The organism is Mesorhizobium sp. P2_A12 (assembly GCF_056405075.1).
Window position 1 is genome coordinate 285,638 of sequence record NZ_JBFUCU010000004.1, and the last position, 12,437, is coordinate 298,074.

9 protein-coding genes are annotated in these 12,437 nt (G+C 63.8%); 7 read left to right on the forward strand and 2 right to left on the reverse strand.

The features are described 5' to 3' along the window. Window positions 1-83: 83 nt before the first annotated feature. Complete coding sequence (gene fsa / locus AC1DZU_RS11670; RefSeq protein WP_095084171.1) at window positions 84-740, reverse strand: fructose-6-phosphate aldolase; 657 nt, start codon at window positions 738-740, stop codon at window positions 84-86. A gap of 90 nt (window positions 741-830) precedes the next feature. On the opposite strand from fsa, the gene AC1DZU_RS11675 reads away from it, so the two are divergent. Both AC1DZU_RS11675 and AC1DZU_RS11680 read left to right on the forward strand, forming a co-directional pair. Then, window positions 831-3,014, forward strand: a complete 2,184-nt coding sequence (locus tag AC1DZU_RS11675) for a primosomal protein N' (protein WP_477284720.1) — start codon at window positions 831-833, stop codon at window positions 3,012-3,014. Window positions 3,015-3,094: 80 nt separating this feature from the next. Beyond that, on the forward strand, window positions 3,095-3,640 hold the full coding sequence (locus AC1DZU_RS11680; protein ID WP_477284722.1) for an aspartate/glutamate racemase family protein: 546 nt from the start codon (window positions 3,095-3,097) through the stop codon (window positions 3,638-3,640). An 83-nt stretch (window positions 3,641-3,723) separates the two neighbouring features. On the opposite strand, the gene AC1DZU_RS11685 is transcribed toward AC1DZU_RS11680, so the two are convergent. Continuing rightward, the gene (locus AC1DZU_RS11685; RefSeq protein ID WP_477284724.1) at window positions 3,724-6,693 is read right to left on the reverse strand and encodes a hypothetical protein; all 2,970 of its coding nucleotides are present in this window, start codon (window positions 6,691-6,693) and stop codon (window positions 3,724-3,726) included. A gap of 375 nt (window positions 6,694-7,068) precedes the next feature. Between AC1DZU_RS11685 and AC1DZU_RS11690 the strand changes: the two genes are divergently transcribed. From AC1DZU_RS11690 to atpD, 5 genes are all read left to right on the forward strand, one after another. Next, window positions 7,069-7,464 carry an AGROH133_08824 family phage infection protein gene (locus tag AC1DZU_RS11690; protein ID WP_477284726.1) on the forward strand — a complete coding sequence of 132 codons (396 nt, stop codon included), beginning with the start codon at window positions 7,069-7,071 and terminating at the stop codon, window positions 7,462-7,464. A gap of 246 nt (window positions 7,465-7,710) precedes the next feature. Beyond that, a complete protein-coding gene (locus AC1DZU_RS11695; protein WP_477284728.1) occupies window positions 7,711-8,271 on the forward strand; it encodes a F0F1 ATP synthase subunit delta in 561 nt (186 codons plus the stop codon). Beyond that, window positions 8,271-9,800, forward strand: a complete 1,530-nt coding sequence (gene atpA, locus AC1DZU_RS11700; RefSeq protein WP_111548395.1) for a F0F1 ATP synthase subunit alpha — start codon at window positions 8,271-8,273, stop codon at window positions 9,798-9,800. The genes AC1DZU_RS11695 and atpA overlap by 1 nt, the downstream gene beginning before the upstream one ends. Window positions 9,801-9,846: 46 nt before the next feature. Continuing rightward, a complete protein-coding gene (locus AC1DZU_RS11705) occupies window positions 9,847-10,731 on the forward strand; it encodes a F0F1 ATP synthase subunit gamma (RefSeq protein WP_477284730.1) in 885 nt (294 codons plus the stop codon). A 69-nt stretch (window positions 10,732-10,800) separates the two neighbouring features. Then, on the forward strand, window positions 10,801-12,411 hold the full coding sequence (atpD, locus tag AC1DZU_RS11710; RefSeq protein ID WP_477284732.1) for a F0F1 ATP synthase subunit beta: 1,611 nt from the start codon (window positions 10,801-10,803) through the stop codon (window positions 12,409-12,411). The last annotated feature ends 26 nt before the right edge of the window (window positions 12,412-12,437 follow it).

Here is a 12,437-nt window from a genome sequence, read left to right on the forward strand (position 1 = left end):
GACGTCTTCGGGGGGCGCAACAAAAAAGGCCGGTTGCCCGGCCTTTTCTGTTTGAAGCGGTGTGATCTCAGCCGATCGCCGTCCTAGCCGATCGATTGGCCGGTCTTTGCCCAGTCGGCGAGGAACTGTTCCAGGCCCTTGTCGGTCAGCGGATGCTTGACCAATGCCTTCAGCGTCGCCGCCGGAACGGTGGCGACATCGGCGCCGATCAGTGCTGCCTGCTTGACGTGGTTCACGGTGCGAACCGAAGCCACCAGGATCTCGGTCTGGAAATCATAATTGTCGTAGATCTGCCGGATCTCCTGGATCAGCTCCATGCCGTCGACGCCCATGTCGTCGATGCGGCCAACGAAGGGCGAGATGAAGGACGCACCGGCCTTGGCCGCCAGCAGCGCCTGGTTGGCCGAGAAGCACAGCGTGACGTTGACCAGGCGGTTCATCTCGGTGCGGATCGTCTTGCAGGCCTTCAGGCCGTCGAGCGTCAGCGGCACCTTGATGCAGACATTGTCGGCGATCTTGGCCAGAACCTTGGCCTGCTGCATCATCTCGGAATATTCGGTGGCGGTGACCTCAGCCGAGACCGGACCCTTGACGATATCGCAGATCTGCTTGGTGACCTCGGCGATCTTGCCGCCGGATTTCAGGATCAGCGACGGGTTGGTGGTGACGCCGTCAAGCAGGCCCAGATCGTTGAGCTCACGGATATCCTTGACGTCTGCGGTGTCGACAAAAAATTTCATGGCGGTCTCCTGACGATTTCGTCGTGCTGGGAAAGGCACGTTCAGCGTTGCCCTTTGATCTAGACCAAAGTCGGGGCAAGGTCACGCTTCATGATCGAAGATTCGCCCTTTGTCGCAGCCGCGCCGGTGCTGGTGCCGATGCCCGCCGAACGTCCCTACACCTATGCCGTGCCGGCCGGCATGCGCGTGGTGCCGGGCTCGATCGTGCGCGTGCCGCTTGGCCCGCGCCAGGTTGCCGGCATCGTCTGGGATGGTGCGGTCGAGACGGTCGACGCGAAGAAACTGCGCCCCATCGAACAGGTCTTCGACTGCCCGCCGATCGACCGCGCGATGCGCCGCTTCGTCGACTGGGTGGCGCAGTACACGCTGTCGCCACCCGGCATGGTGGCGCGCATGCTGCTCAGGGCGCCGGAGGCCTTCGATCCCGAACCATGGATCGAGGGGCTGCAGCGCACCCTCTTGACGCCCGACCGGATGACGGGTGCCAGAGAGCGCGTGCTGGAGACGGCCGAAGGCGGACTTGCCTGGACGCGCTCCGGCCTGGCGCACGCGGCCGGGGTGTCGTCGACGGTGATCGACGGCCTGAGGGCGCAAGGTGTGTTCGAGACGGTGATGATCCCGCCGCGCCCGGTGGTGGCCGCGCCCGACACACGCTACGCCGTGCCGGAATTGATGCCGGACCAGAGCGATGCCGCGCAGATGCTGCGCGCCAATGTCGCGGCCGGTGTGTTCAATGTCGCGCTGCTCGACGGCGTCACCGGGTCTGGTAAGACCGAGGTCTATTTCGAAGCGGTGGCGGCTGCCCTCGACCAGGGCAAGCAGGTGCTGATCCTGCTGCCGGAAATCGCGCTGACGCACGCCTTTCTCGAGCGGTTCCAGCAACGTTTCGGCGCCAAGCCGGGCGAATGGCACTCGGACCTGCCACCGAGGATGCGCGAACGCGTCTGGCGGCAAGTGGCGGAAGGCGGCGTGCGCGTCGTCGCCGGCGCTCGCTCGGCGCTGTTCCTGCCGTTCAGGGAGCTTGGCCTGATCGTCGTCGACGAGGAGCACGACCCGGCCTACAAGCAGGAAGACCGCGTCTTCTACAATGCGCGCGACATGGCGGTGGTGCGCGGCCATATCGGCAGCTTTCCGGTGGTGCTGGCCTCGGCGACGCCATCGGTCGAGAGCCGGGTCAATGCCAGCCAGGGCCGCTACAACAGGGCGGTGCTTTCGGCTCGCTTTGCCGAGGCGGCGCTTCCACATCTCAAGGCGGTCGACATGCGGCGGGCGCCGCCGGCGCGTGGCGGCTTCCTGTCGCCGGCGCTGCTCGACCAGATGCGCCAGACGCTGGGGAAGAAGGAGCAATCGCTGCTGTTCCTCAACCGGCGCGGCTATGCGCCGCTGACGCTGTGCCGCGTCTGCGGCCATCGCTTCGGGTGCCCGGTCTGCTCGGCCTGGCTGGTCGAGCACCGGTTTCGCGGCCAGCTGGTCTGCCATCATTGCGGGCACAATGAGCGCCGCCCCGAAGCCTGTCCGGAATGCGGCACGCTGGATCATCTGGTCGCTTGCGGACCCGGCGTCGAGCGCATCGCCGAAGAAGTCGTCGCGCATTTCCCTGACGCGCGCACCATAGTTTTGTCGTCCGACCTGATGGGCGGCGTGCGGCGGCTGCGGCTGGAACTGGAAGCCATTGCCAATGGTGAGGCCGACATCGTCATCGGAACGCAGCTTGTCGCCAAGGGTCATAACTTCCCCAACATGACTTTGGTCGGTGTCGTCGATGCCGATCTCGGTCTCGCCAATGGCGATCCGCGCGCTGCCGAGCGGACCTTCCAGTTGCTCAGCCAGGTGACCGGCCGCGCCGGCCGTACCGGCAAGAAGAGCCTCGGCCTGCTGCAGACTTTCCAGCCCGACCATCCGGTGATGCGGGCGATCGTCTCCGGCGACGCCGAGGCCTTTTACGAGCGCGAGATCGCCGAGCGCGAACGGGCGGCCCTGCCGCCGTTCGGCCGGCTTGCCGGCGTCATCGTCAGCGCGGTGACGAGGGCAGAGGCCGAGGGCCATGCGCGCGGCCTGCGCCGCGCCGCGCCGGAGGCCACCGACCTGTTCGTGCTGGGACCGGCGGAGGCGCCGCTGTCATTGCTCGGCGGGCGCCACCGTTTTCGCCTGCTGATCCAGGGTGAACGGCGCGCCGACATGCAAGGCTTCATCCGCGCCATGCTGGCCAACGGGCCAAAACAGCGCGGCTCGGTTCGGGTGCAGGTCGATATCGATCCGCAGAGCTTTTTGTAAGGTCGCGATTCGGCGATAGGCTGCGGCCAAGCCGGCAAGACAGGAAGATCACATGAAAACCCCTTGGCCTTCTGGGCGGCATGAGCTGGGAATCGACCGCCATCTACTACCGCCTGCTCAACGAGATCGTGCGCGAGCGGCTCGGCGGGCTGCATTCGGCCAAACTGCTGCTGTGGTCGTTCGACTTTGCCGAGATCGCCGAGCGGCAGCATCATGGCGACTGGGACGGCGCCGGCGTGCTTCTGGCTGACGCCGCGCGCAAGCTCGAGGCGGGCGGCGCGGAAGGCCTGCTTCTGTGCACCAACACCATGCACAAGCTGGCCGACCAGGTGCAGGCGTCTGTGTCGATCCCGTTGATCCACATCGCCGACGCCACCGCTCTTGCCGTCAAGCGCGCCGGCTTGCAGTGCCCGGCGCTGCTGGCAACACGGTTCACCATGGAACAGGATTTCTACAAGGGCCGGCTTGCCGACAAATATGGTCTGCGGCCCGTTGTACCCGACGCTGCCGGCCGCGACATGGTCCACCGCGTCACCATGCTGATCGGCCAGCCGGACTTCGACATTCCCGTCTTCGACACGACGCGCATCCATGCCGAGGCAGCGGTGGCCTTCATGCTGCCCTAAGCAATTCCAGGAAAAGTTGTGAAAACGGTTTTTCCCAGGAAAAGCGGTAGCGCTTTCCCTAGGGAATTGCCTCAAAATAGAGATCAGGGCCGGACGGCGATAGTTCCGCTGCCGACCACTTTCAGCTTCCATCCGTCTGCCTGCGTGCCGGCGAGATTGAGATGCCCAGCCAGGAAATACAGGCGATCGGTGTCGGGGCCCTTGGCGGTGCAGAAGCGATCCTGCAGATAGGACGGAGGTGTCGCCTGGTAGTAGAGGTCCGCCTCGATGCTGGCAGGGCGTGCACCCTTCGGCAAATCGGCAAGCGGTATCGAGTAGCTCAGCGTGTCGCTGCCGCCCGAAATGTAGTCGGGATCGTCCTCGACGGCGGTCCCGCCGACATCGACGGCGAGCTCCTCGTCCGCGCCCAATGCCTTGGCGATTTCGAGCCGGCTTTCGACCGGCAGGAAACCCGCCGGTAGTATCCGGTTGTCCTTCACCTCCGTGCAGATCGACAGGAAGCTGGTCGTCAGTTCGCCTTCCGGCTTCGACTGCGCATTGCAGACTGGATTGGGCGTGTCGGCGGGAGGCGTGGAGACCAGTTCCTGATAGATCTGAACCTGATCCTGTCGTGTGATCTTCTGGTAATGCGGCTGATGCGGCCGTTCGCCAGGATCGACGCGGCCGGAACAATCATCCTTCCACCAAAGCTCGCCATCAAGCGGCTTGCCGTCGGCGCCGACAATCACACCGGCGGCGTTGGTGCGACCGGAGACCCAGAGCTGCTCGCCGTTCTGGTCGAGCACGCTGAAGGTGAGAAACGCACGACGGAAACCCACTCCGGAGGGAAACTTGTGACCGGCCAGGTTCTTCACCGTCACCTTGGCATCAAGCGCGTCGGCGCTCATGGCAAGGTCGCTGACGGCGACAGTGGCTGTTGCCTGCGAGGCCTGGTCCAGCATCGCCTGCTCGGTGAGGACGAGGGGATCGAGAGCCTTCTTGCCCATCATCGGATCGCGCGTCCTGATGCCGAAGACATCGGGGAACTGCTGCGCCATCTTGACCAGGAAGACGTTGAGACCGACGAGCGTGTGGCGGGCAAATCCCTCGCGAACCGAAAGATCCGGTGCGTTGCTGGACTCGGTCTGCGGGAAATTCAGATTTTCCTGGATGCTGGCGATCTTGCTCATCGTCGGCGATCCGTCCTGTTCCGTCGATGGCATGTGACAACCCTGACAGCTGCGCGGCGTAGCGCCGGCGCCCAGCGGAAGCGGGCCGTCAGGGGTGCTGCCGGTTCGATAGGCGCTGAACGCCCATTCCGGATAGGTCGTCTGCTCGTAGATATGCGCCAAGGTGTTGGTGCCTTGCAGAACCGGCAAATGAACCGTGTGGCACGTTCCGCAGACCTCGGAGCTCATGATCGTGGCGTCGTGGACCGGTTTGATGCCGAGTGCGGTATGCATCGGCCCGACTTCCGGTTTCTCGAAGGGGCCGATGAGCGTATCGGGCGAACCGACCATGAAGCTGCCGGTGAAGGTCTTGGCAAAGCCGGTCGCGTGCGGATTGAGCAGCGCCTGCCGCTCGTCGACGCAGGCGTTCTGCGGCTGATCGCCGAGCGGTCCGCTGGCCTTGCTGTTGAGCACCATGCGGTGACAGGATGTGCAGGTGATGCCATCGCGGGCGAGCATGCCGTAATTGGCGTGCGCGGCACTCGGATTGTCGGCCGGCCAGGGCGTCGCATCGACCATGTCGCGCGTGAACAATTCGCATTTGCCCGAACGCGCCTTCTCGTCGATGTGAAACTGCCGTTCCCCGGCGATGCCGTGGCAGCCAAGGCAGACGTCCTGCACCACGCCAGCCATTTTGGGGTGAAAGCTTTGCGTTTCACTGGCCAGCTGCGCGAAGAATATCGGGTCGCGGCCTCCCAGTCCCATCGGCGAGGTTCGCCAGGTCGCCAGCGGAGACAGATTGATCAGGCCATCGCCATGCGGGTTTGGCTTGGTCATGTCGAACTGCAACCCGGTGCTGCCGGCATCATGACAGCCGAGGCACTGGCTCGAGGTCAGGAACGTATCGGACGCATCGGGACCTTTGGCCCCGACCCAGGTGTTGTCATAGGTTTCGGAAGGCATCCGCGAGACGGTCTCATAGGTAGGCATCTCGCGGACATAGGCCTGCAGCGCGGCGATCACGTCGGCGTTCGGACTGTAGAGCGGCTGGCCAAGGCGCGGGTTGGCATTGACCGGCAAAACGACGGTCTCGTGCAAGGTCGTTGCCGGCGCTCCCTCGAAGAAATCCTGTGCGAGATAGTTGAGCGGCTTGCCTGGCTCACCCGCGATGTTCTTGGGAGATGCGAAGGTCAGATTGTCGGTCGCCGAGGCATGACAGTTCATGCAGTACTGGGCGAAGCCCATGTTGGGCATGCTGTTGTTGTCAGCCAGTAGGGCTGGCCAATCCGGAGTCCAGCCGCTCTGGCTGCCAAAGCCGTACCAGCCCCAGAACCAGCCATCGTAAGAAGCGCTGGCATCGCGGATCATGATCGCGGCGCCGCTGGTTGGAAAAAGCCTGAGAGGATCGACCGTCCGGCAATCCGACGCTGGCTCCGAGAACATCTCCTTGACCATGATGGCACCGTCGGGAACCGGCGGCGGATGATCGACCTCGCCGTCGGCGGAGCGATTCGTGCGGAGCCAGTCCATCATGTCAGGCGAATACCAGATCATCACAGGCGCATGGGTACCGAAATCCTTGCCCTGCCAGGCGCCGTTGATCAGGGTGGCGATGCGGGGGCCGGCCTGGCGCACGACTTTGTCATGCACCCATCCGGCAGCTTCGTCGCGATAGCAGTAACTGCCGAGATACTGGTTGAGCTTGTTCTCGTAGTCGCCCAGGGACAGCGCCGAAGGCTTCTTGATCGTGGCCTCGAGCTGCTGGCAGACCAAGGGATCGGCGGGAGCCATGACCGTCGGCCGTTCGGCGATACAGTCCGCGCGTGCGCTTTGCGTGATCCCGGCAAGGGCTGCCGCAGCGATCCAGATGCTGGCCAGATGCAATGTCCGACAAAGATCCGGCATGATCGTCTCCGAATTTCGAGATCCTGCCTGCCGCACTCCCGTCAGCGCAGATTTCACAAGTGATCGTGCAACATGTGAAGTTGCTAAAATAAACAAGAAGTCGACGAAAGGAACATTCGAAGCATAATACTTGCGCTACGTTGCGGCAAGACAGTGGTCTATACTATCGAAGAAATTGTCCGCGTATCTCTTGTCCAAGGATTTGTTTCCCTGCCAACCGAATCGGCCGCGAAGCCGCTGGCTCCACGCAGGGAGCTCATATCCGGCGCTGGCATTTCAGTACGGCCTTGCCGAATCCCGGCTTTCCGGCGGGGCGCTTGACTTCCTCCATCGGCGACATTCAATGCATCCAGAATTGCGTGAGGGGGAAGCAAGATGGATTTTGCGTTTCCATGGCCGATGAGCCAGGGCGAATGGCTGGCGTGGTCGAGCGCGGTCGTCACCACGCTGCTCGGCCTTTTGTTTTTCCTGGCGCCTAACCTGGCCTTCCGTATCCTGCGCTTGCAGGCCAAACCCGAGAAGGCGGCGGCGATCGCCGAGGGGCGCGGCAGGATGTCGGGCTTCTATCTTGGCGTCGGCCTGTGCTGCATCCTGCTGGCGCAGCCGCTGATCTACATGACGCTTGGCTTCTCCTGGCTGTTCACTGCCTTCGGCCGGCTGCTGTCGATGATGTCGGACGGCGCCAATACGCCTTTCAATTGGGTGTCCATTGTGGTGGAATTGGCATTGGCGGCGTTGCCGCTCGCCTTCGCCTTCGGCTTTCTGCCTTGAATCACTGGGGTTTCCGGGGCGGAAGGCGGGACTCTTTTGCCGGATGCGACAATAGTGCCTGAAAACCATGCGGAACGACGCATTGCGGTCTTAAAATGCCTGTGCTAGACGGCAATCGACTTTCGGCCGGGGATAGCGGAAGCCGCGCCTCCGTGCTTGAAAAAATGCAGTAAGGTCAAAGATTTAGCCAGAGTTTTTGCTCGCGCCAACAATCTGCGGCCTGTCAGACAAGAGAAAAGACGGTCCGTGGCCCAATCGTCATCGCCAATCTCAGGTGTCGCAGAACGCTACGCGGGTTCGCTGTTCGAACTCGCCCTGCAGGCAAATTCGGTCGCCAAGGTCGAAGCAGACCTCAACAGCTTCGAGGCGATGCTCGCGGGCAGCGCCGACCTGACCCGGCTGATCAACAGCCCGGTGTTTTCCAGCGAGGACCAGGCCAAGGCCATCGCGGCGATAGCCGACAAGGCCGGGATCACCGGCCTCACCGGCAATTTCCTGCGCGTCGTCGCTGCGAATCGCCGGCTGTTCGCCATCCCCGCCATGATCAGGGCGTTCCGCCAGATCGCCGCCGAACACCGTGGCGAGACCGCTGCTGAAGTGACGTCGGCGCATGAGCTGACCGCAGCCCAGCAGACAGAACTCAAGGCGGCGCTGAAGAGCGTTGCCGGCAAGGACGTGGCCATCTCCGTCACCGTCGATCCGTCGCTGCTCGGCGGGCTGGTGGTCAAGATGGGCTCGCGCCAGATCGATACGTCGCTCAAAACCAAACTCAATTCGCTCAAGCTTGCACTGAAAGAGGTCGGCTGATGGACATCCGCGCCGCGGAAATTTCCGCAATTCTGAAAGACCAGATCAAGAATTTCGGCAAGGAGGCCGAGGTCTCCGAAGTCGGACAGGTGCTGTCCGTCGGTGACGGTATCGCCCGCGTCTACGGCCTCGACAATGTCCAGGCCGGCGAAATGGTCGAATTCCCCGGCGGCATCCGCGGCATGGCGCTCAACCTCGAAGCCGACAATGTCGGCGTCGTCATCTTCGGCGCCGACCGCGACATCAAGGAAGGCGACATCGTCAAGCGTACCGGCGCCATCGTCGACGTTCCGGTCGGCCCTGGCCTGCTCGGCCGCGTCGTCGACGCGCTCGGCAATCCGATCGACGGCAAGGGCCCGATCAAGGCAGTCGAGCGCAAGCGCGTCGACGTCAAGGCGCCCGGCATCATCCCGCGCAAGTCGGTGAACGAGCCGATGTCGACCGGCCTCAAGGCCATCGATGCGCTGATCCCGGTCGGCCGCGGCCAGCGCGAGCTGGTCATCGGCGACCGCCAGACCGGCAAGACCGCCATCATCCTCGACACGATGCTCAACCAGAAGTCGGTGCATGACAACGGCCCCGAGAAGGAAAAGCTCTACTGCGTCTACGTCGCCGTCGGCCAGAAGCGCTCGACCGTGGCGCAGTTCGTCAAGGTGCTGGAAGAGCGCGGCGCGCTCGAATATTCGATCATCATCGCCGCCACCGCGTCCGACCCGGCGCCGATGCAGTTCCTGGCGCCGTTCGCCGGCTGCACCATGGGCGAATATTTCCGCGACAACGGCATGCATGCGCTGATCAGCTATGACGATCTGTCGAAGCAGGCCGTCGCCTACCGCCAGATGTCGCTGTTGCTGCGCCGCCCGCCGGGCCGCGAAGCCTATCCGGGCGACGTCTTTTACCTGCACTCGCGCCTGCTCGAGCGCGCGGCCAAGCTCAACGACGATCTGGGCGGTGGATCGCTGACCGCCCTGCCGATCATCGAGACGCAGGCCAACGACGTGTCGGCCTATATCCCGACCAACGTGATCTCGATCACCGACGGCCAGATCTTCCTTGAAACCAACCTGTTCTTCCAGGGCATCCGTCCGGCCGTCAACGTCGGCCTGTCGGTGTCGCGCGTCGGCTCGGCCGCCCAGATCAAGGCGATGAAGCAGGTCGCCGGCTCGATCAAGGGCGAGCTCGCGCAGTACCGCGAAATGGCGGCCTTCGCGCAGTTCGGCTCGGATCTCGACGCCGCCACGCAGCGCCTGCTCAACCGCGGATCGCGCCTGACCGAACTCCTGAAGCAGCCGCAGTTCTCGCCGCTGAAGACGGAAGAGCAGGTCGCGGTGATCTTTGCCGGCGTCAACGGCTATCTCGACAAGCTGCCGGTCAACCAGGTCGGCAAGTTCGAGCATGGTCTGCTCAGCCACATGCGTGCGGCGGGCAAGGACGTGCTCGAGGCCATCCGCAAGGAAAAGGCGCTGTCGGACGATCTGCGCGCCAAGCTGAAGGCCGAGATCGACGCTTTCGCCAAGACCTTCGCCTGAGCGAAGCGCCAGTCGGGATGAGACAAGACGGGATCAGGTTTGAAGCATGCCTTCATTAAAAGACCTTCGTAACCGTATCGCCTCGGTCAAGGCGACGCAGAAGATCACCAAGGCGATGCAGATGGTCGCCGCGGCGAAGCTGCGCCGTGCGCAAGAGGCTGCGGAAGCGGCGCGCCCCTATTCGGAGCGTATGGGTTCCGTGCTGGCCAACATCACCCAGGCAATCGGCGGCGGCGGCGATGCCCCGGCGCTGATGACCGGTACCGGCAAGGACGACGTGCATCTGCTCGTCGTCTGCACCGCCGAGCGCGGCCTGTGCGGCGGCTTCAATTCGCAGATCGCCCGCCTTGCCCGCGACCATATCCGCAAGCTTTTGGCCGACGGCAAGCAGGTCAAGATCATCTGCGTCGGCAAGAAGGGTTTCGATATCCTGCGCCGCGACTATGCGTCGATGATCCTCGACCGTGTCGATCTGCGCGAGGTCAAGACGCTGGGTTTCGTCAATGCCGACGCGATCGCCAAGAAGGTCATCCACCTCTTCAACGAGGGCGCTTTCGACATCTGCACGCTGTTCTATTCGCAGTTCAAGTCGGTGATCAGCCAGATCCCGACCGCGCAGCAGATCATTCCAGCCGGTATCGCTTCGGCTCCGACCGAGGCGGTGGATGGCGGCAGCGCCGTCTATGAATACGAACCGGAGCCGGGTGAAATCCTCTCCGATCTCATTCCGCGCAACATCTCCGTACAGGTTTTCCGGGCTCTGCTCGAAAACGCGGCCGGCGAAATGGGCGCCAAGATGAGCGCCATGGACAACGCGACGCGCAACGCCGGCGAGATGATCAACAAGCTGTCGATCACCTACAACCGCCAGCGGCAGGCGCAGATCACCAAGGAACTGATCGAAATCATTTCGGGCGCCGAGGCGCTCTAGGCGCGGTTGCGGGTCATCGACCCGCGAGCGGACCGCGTGAGAAACAAAGGACGAAAAAGGGTAAAGACGATGGCGAAAGCAGCGACCCCCCAGAAGGTAACACCCAAGACGGCAGCCCCCAAGGCCGCAGCCGCGAAGACCGCAGCCCCGGCGAAGGCGACAAAGGCTCCGGCGGCAGCCGCGAAGGCAGCTCCGGCCAAGACGGCATCAGCACCGGCCAAGGCCGCGGCGACCAAGACATCGGCAGTGGCCACCAAGGCAACCGGCGTTGTCGGCAAGGTCCGCCAGGTCATCGGCGCCGTTGTCGACGTGCAGTTCGGCGATCACCTGCCGGCGATCCTGAACGCGCTCGAGACGACCAATGTCGGCAACCGCCTGGTGCTCGAAGTTGCCCAGCATCTGGGTGAAAACACCGTGCGCTGCATCGCCATGGACTCGACCGAAGGTCTGGTGCGCGGCCAGGAAGTGCGCGACACCGGCGCGCCGATCACCGTGCCAGTCGGCCCGGGCATGCTCGGCCGCATCATCAACGTCATCGGCGAGCCGGTCGACGAAGAAGGCCCGGTCGACGGGATCGAAATGCGCTCCATCCACCAGCCGGCTCCGACCTATGTCGAGCAGTCGACGGAAGCACAAATCCTGATCACCGGCATCAAGGTGCTCGACCTCCTGGCTCCCTACGCCAAGGGCGGCAAGATCGGCCTGTTCGGCGGCGCCGGCGTCGGCAAGACCGTGCTGATCCAGGAACTGATCAACAACATCGCCAAGGCCCATGGCGGCTACTCGGTGTTCGCCGGCGTCGGCGAGCGCACCCGCGAAGGCAACGATCTCTATCACGAGTTCATCGAGTCCGGCGTCAACAAGAAGGGCGGCGGCGAAGGCTCCAAGGCAGCGCTCGTCTATGGCCAGATGAACGAGCCGCCGGGCGCGCGTGCCCGCGTCGGCCTGACCGGCCTGACGGTTGCGGAATATTTCCGCGACCAGGGCCAGGACGTGCTGTTCTTCGTCGACAACATCTTCCGCTTCACGCAGGCGGGTTCGGAAGTGTCGGCTCTGCTCGGCCGTATCCCGTCGGCCGTGGGCTATCAGCCGACGCTCGCCACCGACATGGGCGCGCTGCAGGAACGCATCACCACCACCACCAAGGGCTCGATCACCTCGGTGCAGGCGATCTACGTGCCCGCCGACGACTTGACCGACCCGGCGCCGGCGACCTCGTTCGCCCACCTCGACGCGACCACGACGCTCAACCGCGCTATCGCCGAGAAGGGCATCTACCCGGCCGTCGATCCGCTCGATTCGACCTCGCGCATGCTCGACCCGCTGGTCGTCGGCGACGAGCACTATGCCGTCGCGCGCCAGGTGCAGTCGATCCTTCAGCGCTACAAGTCGCTGCAGGACATCATCGCCATCCTGGGCATGGACGAGCTGTCGGAAGAGGACAAGCAGACGGTGGCCCGCGCCCGCAAGATCGAGCGCTTCCTGTCGCAGCCCTTCTTCGTCGCCGAAGTGTTCACCGGCGCGCCGGGCAAGCTGGTCGACCTCGCCGACACCATCAAGGGTTTCAAGGGCCTCTGCAACGGCGACTATGATCACCTTCCGGAAGCTGCCTTCTATATGGTCGGCGGCATCGAGGAAGCGGTCGAGAAGGCACAGCGCCTGGCGGCCGAAGCGGCATAAGAAGCGAATTGCGAATAGGGAGTAGC